Raw genomic sequence first — 26,977 nt, forward strand, 5'->3', positions numbered from 1 at the left:
GATTGCTGACAGAACTACTTTGAGTACTTTTCTTTAATCACCATTGCCAGTTCTTCCACCTCACCCCGAATCCCAATCGCAGGCTCCCACGAATCAATCAAACGAATCGCTTTCTGATTAGCTTCCATCGCTTTCGTTTTTTCTCCTTTACGGTACAACAGCTGCGCCATTCCGTAGTGATAGTAGATCAGTTCAACTTGATTGGCGTTATGTTTGTCGTAGAGCATTTGCTCAAAGGCTTCTTCCGCTTTTTCAAATTGACCACATTTCACGTAAGCGACACCCAGATTGAAATAGGCTTCTATCGTTTTTTCGCCGCCGTACGTGGAGCTGATTTCATTTGCCGCTTCGTATAGTTGAATGGCTTCTTCATGATGGCCTCTCGCAAAGCTTAAGTCTCCGCGAACCAATAGAACTCTGTGTTGAATGGTAGAAGAAATTGGTTGATCTTCGATTTCGTTTAAAATGGTCTCTGCTTTTTCATGTTGCCCGGCTTTTAAAAACAGCCTTGCTTGCAGTGCGTGACCCCATACGTTTAAATCGTGGGCATCGAGATCTTCTGCGTCTGATTGTTCCAGAATCCTCAATCCAGCTTCAATTTGCTGAAGCGCCCCATCTAAATCATTGACTTCCATCAGTGCCCAGCCTGCTGTGTCGATTCGGAAGAATGCTTCTCGTGTGTGTTGGCCTAATTGGTGGGCGGCATCGGCGGCTTTGCGTCCGTATTCGATTCGCAGGGGCAGGTTGATTCTGCTTAGAAAATGGCTGATGCGGGTGATGAGTTCGATTAGGGTTTCTTTTTGTCCGGTTTCACTTGTCCATTGGATGACCTTTAAGATGTTTGGCCATTCTTTTTTCATTTGATCTAAATTCCGTCCCAGAAGGTAGCTCCAATAGATAGAGTTGGGCTGTTCCCGTTTTAAATGGGTTTCGGCATAATCAATATAATAGTGAGCCCAGCGGCTGCGGGCTTCTTTTTCATATTCATGCTGTTCGGACAAGTGCTGTTCTCCGTAAGCGACAACGGTTTGATGCGCTAAGTATTGTGTCCTTCCCTCGCTTCGTTCCGGCTGAATCAGGGCATATGACCGCATTTGTTCCATAGCGTAATGAAAACGGCGGGCGTCTAATCCGGCCGCTGCCGCTAGGCTTTTATCATCCGGCGGCTTGCTGAAAAAGCAAAGTGCCTGCCATAGCTTTCGCGTATCTTCGTTGCATCTTTCCCAGGTGCGGCCAAAGAGGAGCTCAAACAATTCCAGCAGTGAGTAGCCCGCTTTTCCAAGTTCATGAATCAGCTGCTGAGCGGGAATGTCATCGTCTGACATATAGGCGATGCTGAGTGCCATGGCTTTCGGGTTTCCGGCAGTTGCTGAAATGAATTCGTTCTTCAGTTCAGACGATAGATGGAACAGCTGCTCCAGCTTTTCCCGTTTATGTGGAAGGTTGCATGTTTGTAAGCAGCGGTGCACTTCTTGCTGAAAAAAATCAAGGGCATCTGTTTGGTCAAGGCCGCTCAGCTGAATGGCTGTCATTTCTCCGAAGCTTTCTCGATAGGTTTGCTTTACATTTTCCCGCGCTGTAAGGAGAACTTTTACGCCTTGTGGAAGGCTGGTGATAAATTCGTGAATGTCACGTTCTGCGGTATCAATGCTGTCAACGATCAGCAGTACCGGTTTTTCTCTTGTGTAATTGGCTAACGCATTGCGGACGACGAATCGTTTTTCATTGATTGATTTATCGATTTGTTCAGCGCGTCCGAGCTGATAGGCGATCGTATTTAAAAAATCGCTAAAGCTTAAACCTTTCCAATCGTCGCTGACCCAGATGATGCTGTTGAATGCCGGCCAATCTGAAGAATTGCCGACACAGGAATAGGCGGCTTCAAGAGCGATTGTGGTTTTACCCATACCGGCCCAGCCGGTGATTAAACAGACTGGTGACGGAGAAAGCATCCATTGCCGTATCGCTTCCATATCAAAGCTGCGTCCAATAAAGTATCCTGACCAGCGTGACGGTAGGTTATGGGTGATAGGCTGTTCTGTAAGCGCATTCGTTTCTTGGTTAGGTCTGTCATGAAAAAGCCGCTTTACTGCTTTTTCTATATCGTCATCATTGGGAGCTCCGAATGACCCGTCCTTTCGCAGCGTTTTCGCTTTTTTTAAACAAGACGCCGCCCATACAGGCAATGCGGGTTTGATGACTGGGATGGTGGTGGTTTCCAGCAGGTCAGTCAGCCACTCGATATCCAAGTCGGTCTTTTCGAGAATGATCCAAATCATTCCGAAAAGTTTTCCGTCGTCAATTCTTCCGGGAATATAGTTTGCACCCATCTGTCCGATCCAGCTTTTGATCGTGTTAGAGGAGACCCCCAGCTGGAGTGCGATTTTATCTATATAAGAATGTCCTGTCTTTTCATTCTTTTTCCTTCTGACTTTATAATCAGGATGAAGTTTTAGTGATTTGACGCCAGGTGCCAGCAGTTGTGCAAATTGTTTCCGGTTTTCAAGTTCAGCCATAAGCCTGCACCTCCTATTAGTACTATTTTATCAATCCAGCGTTTTTTGTATATGAGAAAATAGTAAAGTACAGTGCGGCTGTCCTTTTATACAGCAGGAAAGGCTGTTGAACGTGCTGAAAAGCAGATAAAATGAGGGCAGTAACAGAGAAAACAAAAATGTATGCACTTACATTTTATTTTCTAAAGAAAGGAATTTGCCAAATGACTCACACAGTACCTCAAAACATGAAAGCGGCTGTTATGCACGACACAAGAGAGATCAAAATCGAAACATTGCCTGTGCCTGACATCAATCATGATGAAGTGTTGATTAAGGTGATGGCTGTCGGAATTTGCGGATCGGATCTTCATTACTATACAAATGGCAGAATAGGCAACTATGTAGTGGAAAAACCATTTATCCTTGGCCATGAATGCGCGGGAGAAATTGCCGCTGTTGGATCATCTGTCGATCGATTTAAGGTGGGAGACCGCGTCGCTGTTGAACCGGGTGTCACGTGCGGACGTTGTGAGGCGTGCAAGGAAGGACGCTATAACCTTTGTCCGGATGTACAGTTTTTGGCTACACCGCCGGTAGATGGCGCGTTTGTTCAATATATCAAAATGCGTCAGGACTTCGTTTTTTTGATCCCAGACTCACTTTCCTATGAAGATGCGGCTTTGATTGAACCGTTTTCTGTCGGCATTCATGCAGCGGCGAGAACAAAGCTTCAGCCGGGATCAACGATTGCGATTATGGGAATGGGCCCTGTGGGGTTAATGGCTGTTGCGGCAGCTAAAGCGTTTGGGGCAGGCACAATTATTGTGACCGACTTAGAGCCGCTGCGGTTAGAAGCTGCGAAAAAAATGGGAGCAACTCATGTCATCAATATCCGTGAACAGGACGCGCTTGAAGAGATTAAAACGATCACGAATGATAGAGGCGTTGATGTTGCTTGGGAAACAGCGGGGAATCCAGCGGCATTGCAATCCGCACTGGCTTCTGTGCGTCGGGGCGGGAAACTGGCGATTGTCGGTTTGCCTTCTCAGAACGAGATTCCGCTCAATGTGCCGTTTATTGCGGACAATGAGATTGATATCTACGGGATCTTCCGTTATGCCAATACGTATCCAAAGGGAATCGAATTTCTCGCTTCCGGCATTGTGGACACGAAGCATCTTGTAACCGACCAATATTCGCTGGAGCAGACGCAAGAGGCGATGGAGCGGGCGCTTCAATTTAAGAATGAATGTTTAAAAGTGATGGTGTATCCAAATCGCTGAGTGAACAGGGAGGGTCTTTGTATTCTCCCTCTTGTTTACTGGAAATGAAAACGGATTCTTGGGGTGGGAAATGATGATTGAAACAGAAAAAGTCACGACATTGAAGGCGAAGCATCACGGTCTGTCCTGGTTTGAACGAATCGGATATGGTTTCGGTGATATGTCGTATAATATTGTCTTTCAGTTTGTAAACGCATACTTATTATTCTATTATACAGACGTCGGCGGCATTCAGCCTGCGGTGATCGCCACTTTGTTTCTTGTTGTACGGGTGCTGGATGCTATTTTTGACCCGATTATGGGATTGATTTTAGACAAAACGAACACAAGGTGGGGAAAGGCAAGGCCATATCTGTTGTGGGTGGCATTCCCTTTTGCGCTTTTTACCTTTTTATGTTTCACGACGCCTCATTTCGGTGAGACGGGGAATATGGTATATGCGTACATCACCTATATTCTGCTTGGGATGTCCTTTAGTATGCAAACGATTCCGGTGAACAGCTTAACGGGGCGGATGACGAATTCTGTGGAGGAACGAACGGTTCTGACAACAACCCGGATGATTTTGGTGTATATCGGCATTCTTTTATCTATTTCCTGTGCGACACCGCTTGCAACTGCTATCGGAGGAGAGAATCAGGCGTTTGGATTTCAGATGACAGCGCTTATCTATGCGGCGGTCAGCATCGTTTTGAATCTATTCAGTTTCTTTACTGTGCGGGAGCGGATTCAGCCAAAAAAGAGAAAAAAACAAGGGATTAAAAAGACGTTATCCGTTTTATTCCGAAACAAACCTTTGCTTATGTTAATTTCATCATTTTTGGCTTTTGCAATCGGGTTTAATATTAAGCTCAGCACGATGGTGTACTATTTTACGTATAACGTAAACCATAAAGAATTTGTATTTTTGGGAACCGTTTTATTTTTCGGAGCAGCGCTGATCAGCAATTTGTTTATCCCTTTCTTTTCTGAGAAGTGGGGCAGAAAACAAGTCATGATCATCACGGCAGGTCTATCGCTTATTTCTTATGCCGGCCTGCATTTCACGCCGTATTCTTCTATTACACTCATTTTTATTTGGCTTTTTGTTTCCGGATTTTTCACAACGCCTTTAAATACGCTTGCTTGGGGAATGGTTGCGGATTGTGTCGATTATGCAGAATGGAAAACCGGAGTTCGCGCGGATGGTGTGGTCATTTCCAGCATGAGCTTTATTAATAAGCTGGGTGTTGCGTTAGCCGGGTCATTTTCGGCCATTTATTTAGGGATTGCCGGGTATGTCGCGAATGCAGACCAGACAGTCACGTCATTGAATGCGATTAAAAATATGAATGCTTTAATTCCGGGATTATTCATTTTGCTTTCTATTATTCTCATTGCCTTCTACCCTTTAACTGAAAAAAGATATAAGCAAATCATTTCAGAGCTGGAGCAGAGGTCTGCGAGATAAATATATGTAAAATTTTTAATATTCGATGTAAACGGTTGTATTTATAGGAGAAAGTAATATACTGAGACTGTAATCTAGACTTTATAAATGAGTGTGATAATATGCGTAGTCATTCTGTTGTTTGTATTGGAGAATTGTTGATCGACTTCTTTTGTACCGATGTTGATGTTGATTTAATGGAAGGACGCAATTTCTTAAAAAGTGCCGGCGGTGCACCGGCGAATGTGTCAGCAGCCATTGCCAAGCTGGGCGGAGACGCCGCTTTTAGCGGAAAAGTAGGCAAGGATCCGTTTGGGTATTTTCTAAAGCAAACATTGGATGCTGTACAGGTCGATACCTCTATGTTGGTCATGGATGAGAAAGCGCCTACAACGCTTGCTTTTGTTTCGTTAAAACAAAATGGGGAGCGCGATTTTGTTTTTAATAGAGGCGCGGACGCTTTGTTTACGCTGGAGGATATTGACCAGGAAAAACTAAACGAAGCGAAAATCCTTCATTTCGGCTCTGCAACGGCATTGTTATCAGATCCGTTTTGCTCAGCCTATTTACGGCTTATCTCGATTGCAAAAGAAAATGGGCAGTTTATTTCGTTTGACCCTAACTATCGTGAGGATTTATGGAAGGGAAGGGTTTCAGAGTTTGTAAGTGTCGCAAAAAGAGCGATTGCTTTAAGTGATTTTGTGAAAGTCAGTGACGAGGAGCTTGAGATTATCAGTGGTGCGAAGGATCATGAAGAGGGCGTTGCGATCCTTCATGAGATCGGAGCTAAAATTGTCGCTGTGACACTTGGGAAAAGCGGGACTCTTCTTTCGAATGGAAAAGATCGTGAAATCATTCCAAGCATTCCGGTGACATCAATCGACTCAACAGGGGCGGGAGATGCTTTCGTCGGCGCGGCTTTATTTCAATTGGCAAACACGGATCAGATTCAATCTGTAGATGCTGATTTTGCGAAGCTCCGTGAGATTGTGTCATTTGCCAATAAGGTGGGAGCTCTTGTGTGCACTAAAATTGGAGCGATTGATGCACTGCCCAGCATGAAAGAAATTGAAGTTACTCTATAAAACATCGGGGATGTTTCTTGAAAGTCTTTGGACTTTTGGGAAGCATCCTTTTTTTGTTTGCCTACTCTCGTTCAGGCCATTTTCGGGCACCGGCTTGGATAATTCCCAGCAGTAATTGACGCCGTTCCTTTAAATAATTGATGGCAGTTTGGAATGTTTGCTTTGATAAAGTTGGTATGCCTGATTCTTGAAGCTTTGTGATATCTGGTTCCGGCGGTGCTTGTTCAGCCGGATGGATATAGGCTGTATGGACGGTATCCAAGTAGTTTTTGATACTTGACCGCGTTTCTTTGATGTGAAGCTGGTTCGGCTGATATTGATCAGGAATGCCGTATTTCAAAATGGTTAATGCTTCATCCAATACGGTGACAGCTATAACGGATGATTCCTCACGCTGCGTGCTATGGTAAAAATGAAGGATAGGGAAGGCGTTATGCTGAGCGGTCAGCTTACCCAGCTCTGATGAGAATGTGATAAGAAGGAAATCAATGTCGTGAAAATCCTTGCCGTTCCATGCAGTCTGGACAATTTCTGTTCCGTCATGCCCAAGACTTAATACACTTTGGGCAAATGACCGCTTTTGATTCACCGCACTCAAGACGGAAATTAAATACGTGACAGAAAATGTGATGGTAAGAAGGCCTTGAGCTGTTTCAAGGACAGTGACAAGCTTCCAGAGGTCTCCGTTCGGAGCGAGGTCGCCATTTCCTAATGTAAACATGACATAGCCGGTAAAATAAATTCGATCTGGCCAGGATGCCGGTTCTTTCGATTGAGTTCCGACGAGTGAATGAGGGTCACTCGAGAAAATCAAAACCCACCCGCTCCAAAATAAACTGATCCATATCACTAACGTTAGGCATAACAGCAGAGGACCTGCCGTGCTGAGAACCTTTGCATGGTCTCCGCTGATTTTGCGGCAGCCTTTCCACAGCCATGCAGACAGACATCTTGTGATGGGGCCTGCACCGCTCTCTAACCATAATGTAGTCCATAAAAAATCAATCATTCCCGCTGTCAACAATATAAGGCCTGCAATGACATATACCTCATTCAATTTTGTTGCCTCCCCTAAGCCAGCCATCATTTATTTTCCTTTTCTATTTCCTTTTGTCTCGATTCTGAAACAATTGTTCGGATGTTTGATAAGAAAGTCATTGCAGAAAAGATAGGAGAAGTTACTCAAAACTTACTCATTTTGTCGATATGAGCAGATGAACAGAAACTCACAGGAATTTTGACTTGATTTCCACATTTTTATGAAGAAAAAAGTTCATTTTCCCCTTGAATTGGTCATTTTGCTTTTATTGAGTAAAAAATTTTCAGAAATTTATATTGACTGAAAACGTTTTTATAATTATGATAATATCAGATGTAACAAAAATATCACTATGATATCACTACAATAGAACTATGAAGTGACTATAAAATAACAAGTTATGAAGTATATGTGCAAAGAAATACCCACTGTTTTTTTAGCGGAAAATGAAATCGCTTCCAAGAGAACTGCCATGCTAAGAAGAAGGGAAGGTTATGAGGCCATTGGAGAAAAACATGATGAACTTTTTTCTGCAGCCTGCTTACGACATGTGAGGAAGGCAGCAGCCCTAGAATAAGTTTTTGAAATACGCATTGACCGATTTTGAAAAAGACTGGGGGAAACAGTATGAATAAACAAGGCAATCAAATGTCATTTTTACGTACAATTATTTTAGTCTCGACTTTCGGCGGTCTCCTCTTCGGTTATGATACCGGCGTGCTCAATGGAGCTTTGCCGTATATGGGAGAGCCAGACCAGCTTAACCTCAATGCCTTCACAGAGGGGCTTGTCACCAGTTCACTTCTTTTTGGAGCCGCGCTCGGTGCTGTGTTTGGCGGCAGGATGTCTGATTTTAATGGCCGCCGCAAAAATATTTTGTTCCTCGCTGTTATATTTTTCATTTCAACGATCGGGTGTACGTTTGCTCCAAATGTAACGGTCATGATTATTTCCCGTTTTGTGCTTGGCATTGCAGTCGGTGGTGCATCAGTTACGGTTCCTGCCTATTTAGCGGAGATGTCTCCTGTGGAAAGCAGGGGGCGGATGGTGACGCAGAATGAATTGATGATTGTATCAGGACAGCTTTTGGCCTTTGTTTTTAATGCAATCCTTGGAACAACAATGGGAGACAACTCCCATGTGTGGAGATTTATGCTGGTCATCGCGTCGCTTCCAGCCGTATTCCTGTTTTTCGGCATGATCAGAATGCCTGAGAGTCCTCGCTGGCTCGTTTCTAAAGGGAGAAAAGAAGATGCTTTGCGGGTATTGAAAAAAATCAGGGATGAAAAGCGGGCTGCATCTGAGCTGCAAGAAATTGAATTCGCTTTCAAAAAAGAAGATAAGCTTGAAAAAGCGACGTTTAAAGATCTTTCAGTCCCATGGGTGCGCCGGATTGTGTTCATTGGAATCGGGATTGCGATTGTACAGCAAATTACAGGTGTAAACTCGATTATGTATTATGGGACTGAAATTTTAAGAGATTCTGGTTTTCAAACGGAAGCCGCTTTAATCGGAAATATCGCGAATGGCGTGATCTCGGTATTGGCAACATTCGTTGGAATCTGGCTGTTAGGGAGAGTAGGCCGCCGGCCGATGCTGATGACAGGCTTGATCGGTACGACAACGGCATTATTGCTGATCGGGATATTCTCACTTATACTCGAAGGATCACCGGCACTTCCATATGTGGTCCTGTCATTAACGGTTACATTCCTTGCTTTCCAGCAGGGGGCAATTTCACCAGTGACGTGGCTGATGCTTTCTGAGATTTTCCCGCTTCGCCTTCGCGGTCTGGGAATGGGCGTCACGGTATTCTGTCTGTGGATGGTGAATTTTGCAGTCAGTTTCACTTTCCCGATATTGCTGGCCGCCATTGGCCTGTCCACAACGTTCTTTATCTTCGTTGGATTAGGCATTTGCTCTGTCCTGTTTGTGAAGAAGTTTTTACCGGAGACAAAAGGGCTTTCGCTTGAGCAGCTGGAGGATAACTTCCGCGCTTATGATCGCGGCGAGGCGAAGAAAGAGTCTGGCGCTGAAGTGATTGGATAAGATAAAAAAAGAATCCGCATACGGGCGCGGATTCTTTTTAGTTTCAAATTAGTTAGGTCTGACAAGGATTTTGACTTGGTTTTTCTCTTTAATAAGAGACCCGAAGCCTTCCTCGATCAAATCGTCTAACACGATTTTTTTCGTTACGAGTTTGTCAGCTGAGAAATAGCCTTCTTTCATTAATGACAATACAGCCGGGAAGATGTCGCGGTATCCGATAATTCCTTTTACTGTACGTTCTTTGATTACGATATCGTTCGGGTGGATTTCAGCGCCTTTTTCCCAAATGCTGACGATGACTGTTTCACCGGCAATTGTAGTGGATTGGATCGCTTGCCGTAATACAACTGGAACGCCTGTGACTTCGAATGATACGTCAACACCGCCGCCGGTACGCTCTGCAATCTCAGCGACTACATCGTCTGTTTTGGACGGATCAACGATGATGGCTCCAAGCTCCTCAGCTTTTTGCTGGCGTTCAGGTGAAAGCTCAACAGCGTAAATATCAGTCGCACCAGCAGCCTTCAGCGCTTCAATCACAAGAAGTCCGATCGGGCCGCAGCCGAATACAGCCGCTTTGTCGCCGGCTTTGATTTTGCTTGAGCGGACAGCATATAAAGCGACCGCAGAAGGCTCAACGAGCGCACCTTGTTCATATGATAATTCATCAGGAAGCTTGAACAACAGCTCTTCATCTACAGAGACGTATTCAGAGAAACCGCCGCCTCCGCCGGCTAAGCCAAGGAATCCCATTTGTTCATCAAGGTTGTAAGCACCCTGGTGGCCGTGTGTCGCAAAAATCGGTTCGACTACGACGCGGTCTCCCGCTTTATAGTTTTCAACGCCTTCTCCAACTTCAACAACTTCACCGGAGAATTCATGGCCCATGGTGACAGGTGCTGTTTCATTCGTTAATGGATGCGGTTTGTCAACCGGAATAAAGATCGGGCCGCCCAGATACTCATGTAAATCACTGCCGCAGATGCCGCACCATTTGACTTTGATCTTTACTTTTCCCGGCTCTGTTTTTGGCTCTTCGATATTTTCAATACGGATATCCTTTTGGTTATGCCATCTTGCTGCCTTCATGGATTACCACTCCTATATCTTTTGATATGAGTAATTCCGCATCGGTCAATATGAACTGTTCACAAAATCGCCATTTTTAAAACCAAAAAAGAAATGAAACTTTTATATAATATAATCTACGTTTTTTTGAAAAAAGAAATTTTCAAGAAAAAAGAGTCTCGCACACTCTTTTTTCTTTATATGAGAGTATGAATCGTTTACATAGCTATGAATTTGGTTTGAACAATACGGTAATGGTTCGTTCATATTGAATGCGACAACTACTCTATCAACAATTATAACGCTAACACTGCAATTATAATAGGATAATCTTCCATGGTTTATTTTAGCAGGGATCACTTTTTTGACTTTGTAACATTACTGTAAGGATATTGAAATAAAAAAATCCTGGTTCATCGTGTATAATTTTCCTAGATGTTAACAAACAGGGGGACGAAATGTTGAAGAAAGTCATTTTAGCCGCTTTTATCTTAGTAGGAAGTACTTTGGGAGCTTTGAGTTTTTCATCAGATGCCAGTGCGAAACATGTGAACGGAAATATTACTTGGTATAATGGAGTCGGGAAAAAAGGCTCTTCAGGTAAAAAACTTGGACATTGGGATTGTGCGACCAAGATCGGATTTGATGTTCCTAGAAACGGGACAAAAATCAGAGCTTATGCAAAAGCGAAACCTAAAAAGGTGATTACGATTTACAAAAATGATGTTGGCAGAATGCCTAATGCAGTCCTGGATGTAAGCCCTAAAGCGTTTAAAGCGCTTGGATACCCATTAAGCAAAGGAAAAGTAGCGGGACATTACAGCTATTAATCTACATATATAATCTGTAAAGCAAGAAGTCACATTCTTGCTTTTTCTATTGGTGGAGATAAAAGATGAAAAAAAGAATCATATTATTGTTAACTATCGTGATAGCAGCCGCAGCGGCGGTTTTTGCGTTTTATATTGTAAAGGATAAAGGCCATGAGAGCGCTGATGTTTCAGTAAATACGGAAAGCGGTGATAAGCTGCTTGTTTCGATTACGAATACCGATCTGCTGACGAAGTATTATGAAAATGATAAGGTGATTCATGAGGAGAAGCTAACCAGCTATCCCGCATTTGCCTTGGATCAAAAGCAGCAGGTGCTCTATTATACAGGCAATAATGATCAAAATGAAATGAGGCTTTTTAAGCTGGATCTAAAGTCTAATAAAAAGACGATGCTCTATAAAGGTGCGGAGAGTGCCGACAGCCTGTTTTTATCAAAGGACCGTTCAACCATCTATTTCCGTTTAGGAAAAGCGGACGAAAGCAATTTCCGGATCGCATCCTTTGATCTGAAAACAAAGAAGTATAAAAACCTTTATCCTGCCGCGAATGATCAGGATGACAGCGTCAGCAGCTTCTTTTATAACAAAAAAACAGATTCATTTGCATTGCTTCATTATTCTGTAGAAGAAGACTACAAGAAAACAGATGAAGCGAACGAAAAAGGGATCGATCCTGAACCGACAACGATTCATTTTGCTGCAGGCCATCAAAACAAATTTGATGAGCTGAAGAGCCTTGACCAGTTTATCAGCGATATTGCTGTTTCTGATGATGATAAACGTATATTGTTTACATCATATACACAAAAAGGCACGGAGCAAACCGCTTCTATTCAGATGTTGAATGCGGACACGAAAAAATATGAAAACATCATTTCAAATCAAAAATCATTTAAGCTGTTAATGGACGCACAGCCGCAGTTCTCTAAGGATGGAAAGAACATTTATTTTCTTGCCGAAGCCGAGGGGGCTAAAAAACTGAAGGATGAAACAGGGCGTGAAGCCAAGGTGCGGACGATTTATTCCTATAACCTTGAAAATAAGACGTTCAAAAAAGTGTGGGAAAATCCGAACGGCATCATCAACAGCTTTTCTGTCATCAACTAATAAAAACCACTCGGCATGGGCTGAGTGGTTTTTTTAATGGACGAGGTGCAGGGCTAATGATCCGAGCCATTTAAAGAGATGGATAAGAGGTATCGACAAAAACAGAAGTTCAACATAAGAGTTGATTGCAAGGTTCAGCTTTTTGAACGTAGCCTTTTTTTAGGTCTTTTTGCTGCTGGTTTGTGATCACGTTATCACCCCTTCTGCATCCATATTATACCATAACGAAAAAATAAAAAGCCCTAAACATTTACAGTTTTGGGCTTCTTTCTAATCTGCGGCCTCTTGCAATGAGAGGCCTTCATTCTGGATATAGAATCTGCGTCTCCGTTCGGGGATTGTTTGCTTGCAGGAGACTGCATTTATTATAGGGAAGAGCTAGCTTGTTTTCGTTTGGCTGTTGTTTTGGAGATTCACTAATGAACGGATGCCGTCGACCATTTTACTTCCGCACAAAGGGCACAATGGCGTGTCACTGCTGGCGAAGTTTTTTCGGGTCCAGCCGTTACAGTCTTCTTTTGTGCATTCCCAAGTACTCACATCTTCTTTAGGCAGCGGTTCTTGATTACGTTTGTTATAGTAAGACATAAAGTCACTTCTTCCCTCATGTATTTTACTGCACATTTCTTATTGTCTCATACTTTTCCCTAATCTCCTAATTCCTTTTTCTTTATGACTTTCCAATCAGTCCATCTAAGAAGGAGAGGAGTGTGCTGTTAAAAGCGTCCGGTTCTTCTAAAAACGGGCAATGGCTGCTTTTTGAAAAGGTGACGAGCGTCGAATTTGGAATGAGGTCATGCAAGTGTTCTCCAGCAGCTGTAGAGAAAAATTTGCGGTCTTCCCCGAAGCACAGCAATGTCGGCACATTGATGTTTTGAAGGGTGCCGCGGTAATCAGCAGCCGTTTGGTTAAATAAAATCGTACTTGAAATCGCAGCCGGCTGTTTGAGGATTTCTGCCAGCATCCATTCTGTTTCTGTCTCGGCAGGCGGTTCTGCGAACATATTATGGATGAAGCTCTCGTAGAATGGCAGCGGTTCAGTCTGAATGGCGTGCATCGCCGTTTTTAAACCGTCAAAATTAAACGGACCGTGTTCCCAGCCCTCCCATTGGTAGTCGGAAGCTGATTGATCAATAATGACAGCGGCTTGTATGTTATCATTCCCAAATTGATTGAGATAATCCCATACGACAAAAGCACCCATTGACCAGCCGGCAAGCACGGTACGGTCAAGCTCCATTGCTTTTAGAAATTCCCTTACGTCACGGGCATATTGGGAAATGGTGTGTCCGTGCAGGACTTTGTCGGATTCGCCGTGTCCTCTAAGATCGAGACGAATACACTGATAATTGGCAGAGAGTGCTGAGAACTGTTTGTGGAAAAATTGTCCGCTCATCAGCACTCCGTGTATAAACAGGATCGGTGTACCGCTCCCGTGCGTTTCATAGTACAGTCGTGTCTGATCTTCTAATGTGATGTAGGGCATTTTTACTCCTCCTCTAGTTTCCGTCTTGAGAATGACTGGCTGCTGTTGAACTGACGATGACAGCTGTCGCGGCTGCCTGCTGTGCCTGAATGGCAAGCGGGACATTTTGAGTTGACGTGAGGAAATAGTGATGTTTTTTCATCTGCTGATAAACAGAGAGCCCCATGTTCATCTGTTCTTTTTGATTGATCGCTTCGGACTTGCCGGTGAGTATGATAAGGGCGGAAAGGTAAGTGAAAATGTCCCGTTTGTATCCAAGCCTCACCATCTCATTGTATCTGTCAATAAAAGTAAGGAATGCTTGTTTGGCTTCCTGCTGAAAATGAATGTCCAGAATGGAAGCAACAGTAAAGCGGTGGTGTGAATTGAGTGTTGAGAAGCTGCCGATGTTTGATTTGATATAGCTGCTCAAATCATAAAAGCGCTGAAAATCAAACTCTCTTTTATTCACAATATATGCAGAAGAAATGAGCATTAATATCTGATCGTGTGAAACTTTCCATTTTAATTTTGATTTTAATTCGGCATAAATGGAAATGTATCGCTTTGTTTTTTCTTTTAGGTCGTTTGTCAGCATAAAAAGCAGCTCCTTTTTGCTGTTTTTACGTTATACGATAAATGGGGCCAAAAGTTTCATAAAGAAAAAACTTGCCTGCAAGAGGCAAGTTTGTCGGGTTATTTACGGGGATCTGTTATATCCATCGGTCTCATCATGTCATAGTCTTCATGCTCGAGAATATGGCAGTGCCATACGTATCGTCCACTGTACGGCCCGAATGTCACGGCGATTCTCAGGACTTCACCGGCGTGAGCTTGAATGGTGTCTTTCCACCCCTTTTCACTTGGAGGCGGCGGAACAGCCGGGCCGGTATAGGACAATTCCCCTCTTTCTTGATAACGTGCGATATCAAACGGACGCCGGTCTAATACACGGAAGGAGACCAGATGCAGGTGGATTGGATGTGTTCCGCGTGTCGGGTTGATGATGGACCATATTTCAGTTGTGCCGGCTTTTGGTGCTTCTGTAACAGGATCGTGCCAGCGTTTGTTATTGAGAAGAAGGACGGGTCTGCCGTATTCGTCCTGAGTGCCTGCCAGTTTCAGTGTTCTGATGTTTTGTATTCTTTCATTCTGCACTGAAGGGTATGAGGCGAGGTACTTCGGCTTTCTGCTTTCGTCTTTTTGTTGCAATGGCTTTGTGACTCTGAATTGCATGACATTCGCATCTGTTTCGGGATTGACGTCACCGCCGCAGCCTTCGCTGTTTGCCAAAATGATCGATTGTCCTTCATAGGCTGTGAAGTCAATGATGATATCATAACGCTCAGCAGGCGCAAGACTAAAAGAGTTCAGTTTAACAGAACGAGGCAGGAGCCCTCCGTCTGAACCGATCTGAATAAATTCTCCACCATTATCGAGTGACAGGTTATAGGTTCTCGTATTAGAGGCGTTGATGACACGGAAGCGGTATTTCCTCGGTTCGACCTCCAAGTATGGCCATACCTTCCCGTTGACGAGTATGGTTTCTCCGCAAAAAGCCGGAACGATTGATGGGTTAGGCAGTGACGGGGAAGGGTTTTCAGGCCCGCTTGGATAAAACAAAGAACCGTCCTCATTGATCGTGCGGTCCGTGATCAGAAGCGGCACGTCGTATTCGCCGGAAGGCAGCTTTAAGCGTTTTTCCTTTGGATCGTGAATAATATAAGCGCCGACAAGTCCGGCATAGACATTCAGCCTGGTCAGCGCCATGGCGTGATCGTGATACCACAAAATAGCACCGCGTTGCTGATTCGGATAATGATAAACCTCTCGTTTAAAATAAGGGCCTGTTTGTTCAAAGTCTTTGGAAAACCAGGCCTCCGGATACCCGTCACTATCATCAGGCGTGACGCCTCCATGTAAATGAACGACAGTCTTTACCTCGGGCTCTTCATGCTGGCTGTCACTATGATGAATGGTGTGGTCGATCGGAAGAAAATGCTCTGACGGAAGGTTGTTCATCCATTTCACATAAACGTTTTCGTTTCTTTTAACCTCAATGGTAGGCCCGGGAAATAAGCCGTTGTAGCCCCACAGGCGGGTCGGGGGGAGATCGCGGTGAAGCTGATGAGTGCATTCCTCCATGGTGACTTCGTAGTAAGTCTTTTCTTTTGTTTGCTGCACCGGTTTTAGTGTATCTGGGATTGGGAGAGCATCCGCAAATTTTTCAAGTGTCATTTTCATCGTCCTTATCTAAATTTTCCAAATTGGTACTATAGTTAATGACAATAAGGACGTGATGGTTACAAAAAAATTTGTGTGTCGCTGCCTGTCCCGAAGAAGAAAATAACAAAATCCTAAACGGCAGGCCGTTTAGGATTTGATCAGCATTAAGGCAGAATGTCGGGCTGCTGCTGTGTGACTGGCTTGGCTGCCGCTTTCTCGCTCACCTTGCGTTTTCTGAACGCAAGATAAGAAATCAGAACGATTCCCGTGATGACGCCTGTCAGCAGCAGCTCGTCTCTCATGGAATCAATAAACGCCATAGATACTAAAATTCCGCAGATGGCGATGATGGTCAAGTAGGTTAGGAAAGGAAAGAGCCACATTTTGATCTTCAATGCTTCCGGGTTTGTTTTTTCGAGTTTTTTTCGCATTCTCAGCTGGGAAACAGCGATGACAAGATAGACGAGCAAAGCAATGGCGCCTGATGAGTTGACTAAGAATAAAAAGACGGTGTCCGGTGAAAAGTAGTTCATTACGACCGCGATATAAGAGAAAAAGGTTCCGGCGACGATGGCTTGTACGGGAACGCCTTTTTTGCTCAATTTCATAAAACGGCGCGGCGCTTCGTTTCTTTCTGCGAGTGAATACAGCATTCTGGATGTGGTGTACAAACCTGAATTCAGGCAAGAGAGTACGGCTGTGAGGACGATAAAGTTCATAATCTGCGCGGCTGCCGGCACTCCAATATGCTCAAGGACAGCGACGAAAGGGCTTTCTAATATATTCGCTGAATTCCAAGGCAAAAGCGCCACAACAACGGCGATAGAGCCAACATAAAAGACGATGATGCGCCATACAACGGATCGGGTCGCTTTTGTCACGGATTCGATCGGATTGGATGTTTCTCCCGCTGCAATGGCAACAATTTCTGTTCCCATAAAGGAAAAAATGACAACGACAATGCCGAGCAATACGGAGCTGATGCCTTCCGGGAAAAATCCGCCTTTGCCTGTAATATTGGATAAACCGACTGGTTCACTGCCTGGCGCAAAGCCAAAAATAAAGGCAAAACCAACGATTAGAAAAGCGATGATGGTAACAACTTTAATGAGGGAGAACCAATATTCGAACTCACCGAATGACTTAACGGAGTAGATATTTGTCAGGGTGAGCAAGATCGTCAAGATCAAACTTGTCAGCCATAGCGGAATATCTTGGTACCAGTATTGAATAATGCCTGCGCCGGCGATTGCTTCGATCGCGATCACAATCACCCAGAAAAACCAATACAGCCATCCGATTGTAAATCCTGCCCACGGTCCGATGGCATCGTGAGCGTATTGAGAAAACGATCCGCTTGTCGGGTTTACGGCAGACATCTCACCGAGCATTCTCATGATAAAAATCACCAATAATCCGGCTAACGCGTAAGAAATAATGGCACCGGGCCCAGTAGAGTGAATCACTGAACCGCTGCCTACAAATAGACCGGCTCCGATCACGCCGGCGATCGAAATCATTGTCATATGGCGGGTCTTTAATTCTTTTTTTAATCCTGATTGAGACTGGTTCATAGGTTGCCTCCTTTAAGAATGAAGTCATTACTGAATATTATGATAATTGAAACTCTATCATAAATATACAGTTTGTCGAAAATTCGTGTAAGAAAATATAACAGCTTATTTCAAATTTGTAGTGTTTTGTTGGCGATGTTTTCAGCAGATATGCTTGGAATAAAAGAAAAAATGTTCCGTTAATTATTCATTTTTGCAGTTTGGTATAATTTTAAAAATATGGAAGGTTGCCAGAAGCGTTGGCATCATTGAAATTGAAGGGATTTTCAGATGAGAAAATAAATTGGTTTAGAGAAAAAGTGTTCTATCGTCACTATTTTTCTGTGGCTGGTGAATCATGTTTCTGTAGACCCACTGCGGTTCAGCTTTGTATCATAATAATAGGAATACACGTGCGGAGAGGAGGTTTTGTATGGAGAGATATGATGAACTGAAAAAGGGAGAATCCGGGGCGCTGGTCAGTATTGCCGCGTATCTTGTCCTATCCGCGATGAAGCTGATTATTGGGTATCTTTTTCACTCGGAAGCACTTACGGCAGACGGGTTAAATAACACAACTGACATTATTGCTTCTGTTGCTGTGCTGATCGGCCTGCGTATCTCTCAAAAGCCTCCTGATGAAGATCATCCATACGGCCACTTCCGTGCGGAAACAATTGCATCACTTATCGCATCGTTTATTATGATGGTTGTCGGACTGCAAGTGCTATTCAGCGCCGGAGAATCTATTTTTTCTGCTAAACAAGAGACACCGGATATGATTGCGGCTTGGACGGCAGCGGGCGGGGCAGCCCTGATGCTTGTGGTCTACCAGTACAATAAAAGGCTGGCCAAAAAGGTGAAGAGCCAGGCGCTCCTTGCCGCGGCTGCTGATAATAAATCAGATGCGTTTGTCAGTATCGGCACGTTTATCGGAATTATAGCAGCGCAATTCCACCTTGCTTGGATTGATACTGTGACGGCGTTTGTGATCGGTCTTCTCATTTGTAAAACGGCATGGGATATTTTTAAAGAATCATCTCACTCATTGACAGATGGCTTCGACGTAAAGGACATTTCGGCTTATAAACAGACGATCGAAAAGGTCTCCGGAGTGAGCCGGTTAAAAGACATTAAAGCGAGATACTTGGGCAGTACTGTTTACGTAGATGTGGTAGTTGAGGTATCGGCAGATTTAAATATTACGGAAAGCCACGATATTGCCAATGAAATTGAGCGGAGAATGAAGGAGGAGCATGCAATTGATTATTCGCATGTTCATATGGAGCCTTTAGAACGCAAATAATTGAGCTTCCTGTCACAGGAAGCTTTTTTGTGTGTTTTGGCCTGCTTTATTGGAAACAATTTGCTAGAATCGTTTTTTTATACAGATTGTTTTTTGTGGTAAAGTTAGGTTACGATATGATGAATTTTATAGATGACTAGGAGGAAAAGAATGGCATATCAAGAAGACCTGCATCCTTTGCTGGGGAAAGCAGTTGACCATATTAATAGAGTAATGGTTGGAAAACGAGACATCGCCATACTCAGTTTAGCAGCCATTCTTGCCAAAGGGCATGTGCTGCTTGAGGATGTGCCCGGAGTCGGAAAAACGATGATGGTCCGCGCGCTGGCAAAGTCAATCGGCGCCGACTTCAAAAGAATCCAGTTCACTCCGGATTTGCTGCCATCTGATGTAACAGGCGTATCCATCTATAATGCGAAAACGATGGAATTTGAATACCGTCCCGGCCCGATTATGGGAAATATTGTGCTTGCCGATGAAATCAACCGTACCTCTCCGAAGACACAGTCTGCTTTGCTTGAAGCGATGGAAGAGGGAAGCGTAACGGTAGATGGCCATACGATGCCGCTTGCCGCCCCGTTTTTTGTGATGGCAACGCAAAACCCGGTCGAATATGAAGGGACCTATCCTTTGCCGGAAGCCCAGCTTGACCGTTTTTTATTCAAACTCCGCATGGGTTATCCGTCCTTTAATGAGGAGCTGGACGTCTTATCTCTTCAGGAAAAAAGCCATCCGATTGAGACGCTTGAACCGGTTATTACAAAAGAAGACTTCATCCGTTTGCAGCGAGAAGTTCAAAATGTCCGCGCTGATGACAGCATAAAAGAATATATTGTTGAAATTGTGCAGAAAACGAGACAGCATGGCTCTGTTCAATTAGGCGTCAGTCCGCGCGGATCAATTGCTCTCATGAAAGCGGCCCAAGCATACGCGCTGCTGCATCATCGCGACTATGTCATTCCGGATGATATTCAATATTTGGCTCCTTTTACGCTTCCGCACCGGATGCTGCTGCAGCCCGAGGCGAAATTTGAAGGGATCCAGGCAGAAGCGATTGTACGGGAGATCATGTCAGCTGTGAAGGTACCGGTTCAAAGGTCGTCGATCCGCTGATGAAGAAGAAATTGCAATGGCTGGTATATGGATGGAAGCTGATTGTATTAACGTTATTGACGGGTGCTGTTTTTTCCTACGCAATGTTTCAGGGCGGCTTTGTCAGCTGGTTTTTGTTTTACGCATTTCTCCCTTTTGTGGTGTATGCCGGGCTTCTGGCGCTGTACCCACTCCGATCTTTTCAGGCTTCACGGCAAATGGCCAAAACACAATTGCATGCGGGGGACAAGCTGGGCGTGTCGGTAACGCTGAGAAGAAAGCTGCCGTTTCCCCTGATGTATATGGTGATTGAAGATTGCCTGCCAGAAGGAATCGAGTCATTGAACCGAGACGAAGCCGCGGCCAAACGGCTCGTTTTTCCTTGGTTTAAACGGAGTATGACAATGTCGTATGAATTAGCTCGGGTACCGCGCGGGGAGCATCATTTTCATGCTGTCAGGGTGCGGACCGGGGATGTTCTCGGCCTGATTGAAAAAACAGCTTTTTATGAGCTGGAAGACACCTTGTTTGTTTATCCATCCTTTCAGCGTCTTCCTTATCAGGTGAATGAGAAGCATCAGGAAGACGGGGTAAGCGGTTCTTCTCCGATTCATCAGCACCATTCCGCAGTCGCAGCAAGTGTGCGGAATTATCAGCCGGGAGACCGGTTTGCTGCATTAGATTGGAAGACTTCTGCACGGCGAAACCAGCTGATGACGAAGGAATTTGAACCGTCTCGAAGCAAAAACCTGTTTCTTCTGATGGACCGATTTTCCTCGGAAGCATTCGAAGAGGTCGTTTCTGTGACAGCTTCGATTCTTCATTCTGTTTTAAAAAATGGCGCGGGGGCAGGCTTGGCCTCAGTCGGAAAGGAAAAAAACATTTTTCCTATTCAGGAGGGGGAGCAGCATTTTAAGCATATGCTTCGTCATTTAGCCGTCGCTCATTGTGATGCGGCTGACCCGGTAAGCCGATATGTACGGGAGGAGCTGGGGAAGCCGTCTGTTCGCCAGGCTGACAAAGTGATCGTCACGGGACAGTTCACGGAAGATTTGCTGAACATAGCAGAAATCGGGGGCGGCCGGGTGACAGTGATACTGGCAAAAGAGAAAGCTGCTGAGCTTTCTCAAACTGAAAACGTCATGATCGAACGCATGATGAAACGTCAAATCAGAGTTCAGGTCATGAGGGGCGGACGAGTTTCACGTGTTGTTTAGAAAGAGAGGTGACGGGTGCACATGCCGCACGATGATCAGAAGGGAAGCCGTTTGAGCTTGCTGTTATTTTATTTTCTGGCGTTTTTATTGCTGTGGGAGTGGCTCAGGCCGCTTGACAGTTTTACAGATACGAAACATACGGGCTTTTTTATTGTGTTTATCGGCTTGACGTTTCTGCTGACCTTTTTCAGGATGAGGTGGTTTGTCACCGTTCCTTTTTGTGTCATATTTACGTTGATCTCGATACACATCCTGTTTTATCAAGGATCTATATTTGACTTGAGCTGGGTCAGCTCTTTTTTTAAGGATGTCTATTTGAATATCACGCTGATTCAATCAGGGCAATGGAATGACATGATTCCTTCGTTTCGGACCCTGCTGTTTTTTGTGCTGCTGTGGCTGCTGGTCTATCTCCTTCATTATTGGGTGATTTACCAGAGAAGAATCTTGTTTTTCTTTATGATGACAGTAGCGTATATTACGATTCTTGATACCTTTACGCCATATGACGCCACTTTTGCCGTCATCCGTATCGTGCTGATCGGCTTCTTTATGCTGGGTCTTTTATACTTAGAACGCATCAAGCTGATGGAAAGAATCAAGCTGTCAAAAACATCTGTCTTGAAATGGTTTCTTCCTTTATCTGTATTGATTTTGGCTGCGGTGGGATTCGGACTTTCCGGTCCGAAATCAGATCCGGCTTGGCCTGATCCGGTGCCTTTTCTCAAAAAAATCACCAATCAAGACCGTGTGTCGGCTGGAGAAAGCAAAATCGGATACGGGAACCATGATGAATCACTCGGCGGCCCGTTTCAGCAGGATAATACCCCTGTTTTTACATGGCAAGGAAAAGAGCGAACGTATTTCCGCGTGGAAACGAAGGATACGTATACAGGAAAAGGCTGGATTGAAACAGACACAGGCATGTCATATCAGCTAAGCGGAGGAAAAGTTGAAAATCTGTGGTTTGACCACAAGGTTTCGACAGAGCGCAGCACCGTCCGAGTAAAAGTCGATGCTCACTACGGGTATAACCATGTGATGTATCCGATCGGTGCGGTAACCATTCAGCCAAAGCAGGCTGTTTCACTTGAAATGAACGGGAACACTGAACAAATTTCTCCGATCAGTGAACAAGCCGGTGAGATCAGAAATATGGGAAGCTATACAGTAACGTACAATTCTCCGGTCTACAAGCTGGATGAGCTGAGAAAGGTAAAAGTGAGAAACAACAGTGAGGAATACACATTCAGCGACCGCTATATGCAACTGCCGGATTCACTGCCTGAGCGGGTGAGAACCCTTGCGATCGAGCTGACCCAGGATCACGATAATATGTTTGATAAGGTGAAAGCGGTTGAGGAATACTTAGGATCAAATGAGTTCACATATGAAACAGAAAACGTGACCATCCCTAAGAATGATGAGGATTATGTCGATCAATTTCTGTTTGAAACAAAGATGGGCTACTGTGACAACTTTTCTTCCGCTATGGTGGTGCTCCTGCGTTCGGCCGGCATTCCGGCCCGCTGGGTAAAGGGGTATACGTCCGGCGAATATAAAGAAGCAGGAAACAAAAACGGCAGCATCTACGAAGTGACAAATAACAACGCCCATTCCTGGGTAGAGGTGTATTTCCCGGAACAGGGCTGGGTCACATTTGAGCCGACTAAAGGGTTTACAAATCCGGCTGAGTTTACTTCTACTGACACAAAGGATTCCGGCAGCGAAAGCAGCAGCTCGACGGAGAAAACAAAAGAGGAGCAGAAAGAAGAGAAAAAACAGCCGAAAAAAGAAGAAAAACAAAAGGATAAACGGGAGCCAGTTGGTTCTGAAAAGCCGTCCGCTTCACATGCAAATGCCGGTGCAGGATGGTATGTAGCGCTTGCACTTCTTGCAGTCCTCCTGTTGGCATCGGTATTGCTGTATGTTTTCCGTTCGTTATGGATGCCTGTTTTCGTTGTGAGAAAATTGAAGCGGCGCAGCGATCAGCACGTGTTTTTTGAAGCATACGGCGCTCTCCTAAAACAGATGAAGAGAAGAGGACTGCCGAAACAAGGCAGTGAAACGCTGCGTGATTATGCGAAACGAATTGATGGAAAACATGGCCCAGAAGACATGTCAAAGCTGACATCAAGCTATGAACGGGCGCTGTACAGAAATGAAGATTCGGCGAAGCTTTGGAATGAATCCAGAGAGTTATGGGAAAATTTAATTAAAAGAAGATGGTCTTGACCGCTTATCAACGTGTTGTTAGAATTAGTGAATATTATCGGAGTCTGGGAGCGAGTTGCCGGACTCCGGCAAACGGCCTTGCCAAAGAGGGCGGAGCGGCTTCATATCTGTCCTCGTTTTTTTCTGTGTCAAAAAACTTAGAGGAGATTAGGTGACAACCATGACAAAGTTAGTGAATGAAATGATTCTTGTCCTTGATTTCGGCAGTCAGTATAACCAGCTGATTACACGCCGTATCCGTGAATTCGGGGTATACAGCGAGTTGCATCCCCATACATTGACGGCTGAAGAAATTAAAGAAATGAATCCAAAAGGAATTATTTTATCCGGCGGTCCAAACAGTGTGTATGATGAAAACTCTTTCCGCTGTGACGAGAAAATCTTCGAGCTTGATATTCCTGTTTTAGGAATTTGCTACGGCATGCAGCTGATGACTCATTACCTTGGCGGTAAAGTTGAAGCGGCAAGCCAGCGTGAATACGGAAAAGCAAACATCCGTATCGAAGGCACACCTGATTTGTTCAAAGATCTTCCGAACGAACAAGTGGTTTGGATGAGCCACGGCGATTTGGTTGTAGAAGTTCCTGAAGGCTTCACTGTTGACGCGACAAGCCATCACTGCCCGAACTCAGCGATGAGCAAAGCGGACAAAAAATGGTACGGCGTTCAGTTCCACCCGGAAGTGCGCCACTCTGAATACGGCAATGATCTTCTGAAAAACTTTGTATTCGGCGTTTGTGATTGTGAAGGCAAATGGTCAATGGAGAACTTTATTGAAATTGAAATGCAAAAAATCCGTGAAACGGTCGGAGACAAGCAGGTTCTTTGCGCGCTAAGCGGCGGCGTTGATTCCTCTGTTGTTGCTGTTTTGATTCATAAAGCGATCGGCGACCAGCTGACTTGTATCTTTGTAGACCATGGTCTTCTCCGTAAAGGCGAGGCCGAAGGTGTTATGAAAACATTCAGCGAAGGCTTTAACATGAACGTGATTAAAGTAGACGCAAAAGACAGGTTCTTAAATAAACTAAAAGGCGTTTCTGATCCTGAGCAAAAACGCAAAATCATTGGTAATGAATTCATTTACGTGTTCGATGATGAAGCGGACAAGCTCAAAGGCATCGACTACCTTGCACAAGGAACGCTTTACACAGATATCATCGAGAGCGGTACTGCAACGGCGCAAACGATCAAATCTCACCACAATGTCGGCGGGCTTCCTGAAGACATGCAGTTTGAACTGATCGAGCCGTTAAACACGCTCTTCAAAGACGAAGTGCGCGCGCTTGGCACAGAGCTCGGCATTCCTGATGAAATCGTATGGCGCCAGCCTTTCCCAGGACCGGGACTCGGAATCCGCGTTCTTGGCGAAGTAACAGAAGAAAAACTGGAAATCGTTCGTGAATCAGATGCGATTTTGCGTGAAGAAGTTGCAAATCACGGGTTAGAGCGTGATATCTGGCAATACTTCACTGTTCTTCCTGACATCCGCAGCGTTGGTGTTATGGGTGACGCGAGAACATATGATTACACAATCGGAATCCGCGCCGTTACATCAATCGACGGCATGACATCTGACTGGGCGCGTATCCCGTGGGATGTGCTTGAAGTCATTTCTACACGTATCGTGAATGAAGTGAAGCATATTAACCGCGTGGTGTATGATATTACAAGTAAGCCGCCTGCGACGATTGAGTGGGAATAAGAATCAATTAACGAAACCATCTTTTTGGCGATTTTGCCGGGAAGATGGTTTTATTTGTTTATTACGAACAAAATCGGATTTTGTGCGGCTATCGTTCGTTTTTTTGTATTGTTTTTTCAAATTGAAGTTGGTACAATAGACACAGAAATCAAATAAGATGAATTCGTATAATCGCGGGGATATGGCTCGCAAGTCTCTACCAAGCTACCGTAAATGGCTTGACTACGTAAACATTTCTTTCGTTTGATATAAATAAAACACGTTTATTTATTCAAACTGAAACCCGTCTGTAGTCAAGCGTCCCAAAATGTATTGGGGCGTTTTTTATTTGGCGTTTTCAGGGCAGGATAAATAGCAAAGAGTGAAGGGAGTCAAATAGCTTGAAAAAGTTTTTTCAGTTTGATGAGCTGGGCACCAGCTATCGCAATGAAATCATTGGCGGATTAACGACTTTTTTATCTATGGCATATATTTTGTTCGTCAATCCGATTACGCTTGCTTTGGAGAGTGTGAAAGATTTTCCGGAGGCGCTGAGAATTGACCAAGGTGCGGTCTTTACAGCGACAGCGCTGGCGTCAGCAGCAGGCTGTATCTTAATGGGATTGATAGCGAGATATCCGATTGCCATCGCGCCCGGTATGGGGCTGAACGCGTTTTTTGCGTTTTCTGTCGTCCTCGGTATGGGCATTTCATGGCAGGCAGCTTTGTCTGGTGTTTTTATTTCAGGACTTATTTTCGTTGCTCTTTCTTTAACAGGTTTTCGTGAAAAAATCATCAACGCCATTCCGCCTGAGCTGAAATTGGCAGTCGGCGCGGGTATCGGCCTGTTTATTACATTTGTTGGATTACAAGGTTCAGGAATCATTACAGCGAATCCTTCTACACTCGTCACCATCGGAAACATTCACAGCGGTCCTGTACTATTAACAATTTTCGGTGTGATTGTAACTGTTATTTTAATGGTGCTTCGCGTTAACGCAGGCGTGTTTATCGGGATGCTGTTAACAGCGGTTGCCGGCATGATTTTCGGATTGGTTCCGGTTCCGTCTCAAATCATCGGCAGTGTGCCGAGCCTTGCGCCGACGTTCGGACAAGCATGGATTCACCTGCCGGATATTTTCTCCGTCCAAATGCTGATCGTCATTTTAACTTTCTTGTTTGTCGGTTTTTTTGATACAGCGGGTACACTTGTTGCTGTGGCGACTCAAGCTGGTTTAATGAAGGAAAACAAATTGCCGCGTGCGGGCCGTGCGCTTTTAGCTGATTCATCTTCCATTGTAATCGGTGCCGTGCTTGGTACGTCTACTACAACTTCTTACGTTGAATCAAGCTCAGGTGTCGCTGCGGGTGCCCGTTCAGGATTTGCGGCTATTGTAACAGGTATTCTCTTTTTACTGGCTACGTTTTTCTCACCGCTTCTGTCAGTCGTTACATCAAATGTAACAGCTCCGGCGCTGATTATTGTCGGTGCATTGATGGTGGCGCCGCTTGGCAAAATCGCTTGGGATAAGTTCGAAGTGGCCGTTCCTGCTTTCCTTACCATGATCATGATGCCGTTAACGTACAGCATTGCGACTGGGATTGCCATCGGATTTATTTTCTACCCAATTACGATGGTGTGCAAAGGAAAAGCCAAAGAGGTTCATCCGATCATGTACGGACTGTTTGCCGTATTTATCCTGTACTTTATCTTCTTAAAATAAGGAATGGAAACCAGCTGCCGGTGCAGCTGGTTTTTTTGTTGCAAAAGGTAAAACCATTTCATACGATATACCGTCATGTAGATGTGCC

The 26,977-nt window shown here is 44.6% G+C and carries 19 protein-coding genes, 2 pseudogenes and 1 riboswitch; of the genes and pseudogenes, 12 read left to right on the top strand and 9 right to left on the bottom strand.

The genetic code is table 11. From position 1 onward, the window contains the following. Positions 1-14 precede the first annotated feature (14 nt). Complete coding sequence (locus tag LWH95_RS07345; protein ID WP_232919240.1) at positions 15-2,516, bottom strand: tetratricopeptide repeat protein; 2,502 nt, start codon at positions 2,514-2,516, stop codon at positions 15-17. A 203-nt stretch (positions 2,517-2,719) separates the two neighbouring features. Between LWH95_RS07345 and gutB the strand changes: the two genes are divergently transcribed. From gutB to LWH95_RS07360, 3 genes are all read left to right on the top strand, one after another. Continuing rightward, complete coding sequence (gutB, locus tag LWH95_RS07350) at positions 2,720-3,781, top strand: sorbitol dehydrogenase (protein WP_232919241.1); 1,062 nt, start codon at positions 2,720-2,722, stop codon at positions 3,779-3,781. Between the two features lie 73 nt (positions 3,782-3,854). Then, positions 3,855-5,231 (top strand): MFS transporter, encoded by a 1,377-nt coding sequence (locus LWH95_RS07355; RefSeq protein ID WP_232919349.1) that lies wholly within the window; start codon positions 3,855-3,857, stop codon positions 5,229-5,231. A 101-nt stretch (positions 5,232-5,332) separates the two neighbouring features. After that, a complete protein-coding gene (locus LWH95_RS07360) occupies positions 5,333-6,295 on the top strand; it encodes a carbohydrate kinase family protein (RefSeq protein WP_232919242.1) in 963 nt (320 codons plus the stop codon). A gap of 61 nt (positions 6,296-6,356) precedes the next feature. On the opposite strand, the gene LWH95_RS07365 is transcribed toward LWH95_RS07360, so the two are convergent. Next, positions 6,357-7,352, bottom strand: a complete 996-nt coding sequence (locus tag LWH95_RS07365; protein WP_225516241.1) for a potassium channel family protein — start codon at positions 7,350-7,352, stop codon at positions 6,357-6,359. Between the two features lie 609 nt (positions 7,353-7,961). On the opposite strand from LWH95_RS07365, the gene iolT reads away from it, so the two are divergent. Then, positions 7,962-9,383: a myo-inositol transporter IolT gene (iolT, locus tag LWH95_RS07370; RefSeq protein WP_004397750.1), complete on the top strand. Its 1,422-nt coding sequence runs from the start codon at positions 7,962-7,964 to the stop codon at positions 9,381-9,383. Positions 9,384-9,431: 48 nt separating this feature from the next. Here iolT and bdhA read toward each other — a convergent pair whose 3' ends face one another. Then, a complete protein-coding gene (bdhA, locus tag LWH95_RS07375) occupies positions 9,432-10,472 on the bottom strand; it encodes a (R,R)-butanediol dehydrogenase (protein ID WP_004397748.1) in 1,041 nt (346 codons plus the stop codon). A 437-nt stretch (positions 10,473-10,909) separates the two neighbouring features. Between bdhA and walM the strand changes: the two genes are divergently transcribed. Both walM and LWH95_RS07385 read left to right on the top strand, forming a co-directional pair. Beyond that, positions 10,910-11,281, top strand: coding sequence for an RlpA-like double-psi beta-barrel domain-containing protein (gene walM, locus LWH95_RS07380; protein ID WP_232919243.1), 372 nt, complete (start codon positions 10,910-10,912; stop codon positions 11,279-11,281). A gap of 65 nt (positions 11,282-11,346) precedes the next feature. Next, positions 11,347-12,390 carry a hypothetical protein gene (locus LWH95_RS07385; RefSeq protein WP_232919244.1) on the top strand — a complete coding sequence of 348 codons (1,044 nt, stop codon included), beginning with the start codon at positions 11,347-11,349 and terminating at the stop codon, positions 12,388-12,390. A gap of 33 nt (positions 12,391-12,423) precedes the next feature. Here the strand turns inward: LWH95_RS07385 and LWH95_RS07390 are convergent. The 6 genes and pseudogenes from LWH95_RS07390 to gabP all read right to left on the bottom strand — a co-directional run bounded on the left by LWH95_RS07390 (position 12,424) and on the right by gabP (position 17,655). Next, positions 12,424-12,580, bottom strand: a pseudogene (locus tag LWH95_RS07390) (hypothetical protein). 188 nt (positions 12,581-12,768) lie between these two features. Further along, positions 12,769-12,978, bottom strand: coding sequence for a cold-shock protein (locus tag LWH95_RS07395; RefSeq protein ID WP_003234008.1), 210 nt, complete (start codon positions 12,976-12,978; stop codon positions 12,769-12,771). An 82-nt stretch (positions 12,979-13,060) separates the two neighbouring features. Further along, positions 13,061-13,876 (bottom strand): alpha/beta fold hydrolase, encoded by an 816-nt coding sequence (locus LWH95_RS07400; RefSeq protein ID WP_133488798.1) that lies wholly within the window; start codon positions 13,874-13,876, stop codon positions 13,061-13,063. A gap of 88 nt (positions 13,877-13,964) precedes the next feature. Beyond that, positions 13,965-14,453 (bottom strand): annotated as a pseudogene (locus LWH95_RS07405) (DUF4003 family protein); the annotation flags it as partial. A gap of 98 nt (positions 14,454-14,551) precedes the next feature. Further along, positions 14,552-16,093, bottom strand: coding sequence for an outer spore coat copper-dependent laccase CotA (gene cotA / locus LWH95_RS07410; protein WP_232919245.1), 1,542 nt, complete (start codon positions 16,091-16,093; stop codon positions 14,552-14,554). A gap of 152 nt (positions 16,094-16,245) precedes the next feature. Next, positions 16,246-17,655 (bottom strand): GABA permease, encoded by a 1,410-nt coding sequence (gene gabP / locus LWH95_RS07415; RefSeq protein ID WP_004397738.1) that lies wholly within the window; start codon positions 17,653-17,655, stop codon positions 16,246-16,248. Positions 17,656-18,067: 412 nt separating this feature from the next. Between gabP and mneS the strand changes: the two genes are divergently transcribed. The 6 genes from mneS (at position 18,068) to pbuG (ending at position 26,889) form a co-directional block, all read left to right on the top strand. Then, a complete protein-coding gene (gene mneS, locus LWH95_RS07420; protein WP_133488799.1) occupies positions 18,068-18,940 on the top strand; it encodes a manganese transporter MneS in 873 nt (290 codons plus the stop codon). A gap of 150 nt (positions 18,941-19,090) precedes the next feature. Further along, positions 19,091-20,053, top strand: coding sequence for an AAA family ATPase (locus LWH95_RS07425; RefSeq protein ID WP_133488801.1), 963 nt, complete (start codon positions 19,091-19,093; stop codon positions 20,051-20,053). Next, positions 20,053-21,249 carry a DUF58 domain-containing protein gene (locus tag LWH95_RS07430; RefSeq protein ID WP_232919246.1) on the top strand — a complete coding sequence of 399 codons (1,197 nt, stop codon included), beginning with the start codon at positions 20,053-20,055 and terminating at the stop codon, positions 21,247-21,249. The genes LWH95_RS07425 and LWH95_RS07430 overlap by 1 nt, the downstream gene beginning before the upstream one ends. A 21-nt stretch (positions 21,250-21,270) precedes the next feature. After that, positions 21,271-23,484 (top strand): DUF4129 domain-containing transglutaminase family protein, encoded by a 2,214-nt coding sequence (locus LWH95_RS07435; protein WP_232919247.1) that lies wholly within the window; start codon positions 21,271-21,273, stop codon positions 23,482-23,484. Positions 23,485-23,644: 160 nt separating this feature from the next. Continuing rightward, positions 23,645-25,186 (top strand): glutamine-hydrolyzing GMP synthase, encoded by a 1,542-nt coding sequence (gene guaA / locus LWH95_RS07440; protein ID WP_019257661.1) that lies wholly within the window; start codon positions 23,645-23,647, stop codon positions 25,184-25,186. 143 nt (positions 25,187-25,329) lie between these two features. Next, positions 25,330-25,431, top strand: a riboswitch (purine riboswitch). A gap of 135 nt (positions 25,432-25,566) precedes the next feature. Continuing rightward, positions 25,567-26,889: a hypoxanthine/guanine permease PbuG gene (gene pbuG, locus LWH95_RS07445; protein WP_060398064.1), complete on the top strand. Its 1,323-nt coding sequence runs from the start codon at positions 25,567-25,569 to the stop codon at positions 26,887-26,889. Positions 26,890-26,977: the final 88 nt, after the last annotated feature.

It is taken from the genome of Bacillus sp. G16, assembly GCF_021282335.1.
Taxonomy (GTDB): domain Bacteria; phylum Bacillota; class Bacilli; order Bacillales; family Bacillaceae; genus Bacillus; species Bacillus inaquosorum.

Coding starts and splice junctions, on each gene's coding strand:
- cotA (WP_232919245.1), bottom strand. CDS start 16,093: ATGACACTTGAAAAATTTGCGGATGCTCTCCCAATCCCAGATACACTA.
- LWH95_RS07385 (WP_232919244.1), top strand. CDS start 11,347: ATGAAAAAAAGAATCATATTATTGTTAACTATCGTGATAGCAGCCGCA.
- walM (WP_232919243.1), top strand. CDS start 10,910: ATGTTGAAGAAAGTCATTTTAGCCGCTTTTATCTTAGTAGGAAGTACT.
- LWH95_RS07435 (WP_232919247.1), top strand. CDS start 21,271: ATGCCGCACGATGATCAGAAGGGAAGCCGTTTGAGCTTGCTGTTATTT.
- LWH95_RS07345 (WP_232919240.1), bottom strand. CDS start 2,516: ATGGCTGAACTTGAAAACCGGAAACAATTTGCACAACTGCTGGCACCT.
- bdhA (WP_004397748.1), bottom strand. CDS start 10,472: ATGAAGGCAGCAAGATGGCATAACCAAAAGGATATCCGTATTGAAAAT.
- gutB (WP_232919241.1), top strand. CDS start 2,720: ATGACTCACACAGTACCTCAAAACATGAAAGCGGCTGTTATGCACGAC.
- LWH95_RS07355 (WP_232919349.1), top strand. CDS start 3,855: ATGATTGAAACAGAAAAAGTCACGACATTGAAGGCGAAGCATCACGGT.
- LWH95_RS07425 (WP_133488801.1), top strand. CDS start 19,091: ATGGCATATCAAGAAGACCTGCATCCTTTGCTGGGGAAAGCAGTTGAC.
- mneS (WP_133488799.1), top strand. CDS start 18,068: ATGGAGAGATATGATGAACTGAAAAAGGGAGAATCCGGGGCGCTGGTC.
- guaA (WP_019257661.1), top strand. CDS start 23,645: ATGACAAAGTTAGTGAATGAAATGATTCTTGTCCTTGATTTCGGCAGT.
- LWH95_RS07395 (WP_003234008.1), bottom strand. CDS start 12,978: ATGTCTTACTATAACAAACGTAATCAAGAACCGCTGCCTAAAGAAGAT.
- iolT (WP_004397750.1), top strand. CDS start 7,962: ATGAATAAACAAGGCAATCAAATGTCATTTTTACGTACAATTATTTTA.
- LWH95_RS07360 (WP_232919242.1), top strand. CDS start 5,333: ATGCGTAGTCATTCTGTTGTTTGTATTGGAGAATTGTTGATCGACTTC.
- LWH95_RS07400 (WP_133488798.1), bottom strand. CDS start 13,876: ATGCCCTACATCACATTAGAAGATCAGACACGACTGTACTATGAAACG.
- LWH95_RS07430 (WP_232919246.1), top strand. CDS start 20,053: ATGAAGAAGAAATTGCAATGGCTGGTATATGGATGGAAGCTGATTGTA.
- gabP (WP_004397738.1), bottom strand. CDS start 17,655: ATGAACCAGTCTCAATCAGGATTAAAAAAAGAATTAAAGACCCGCCAT.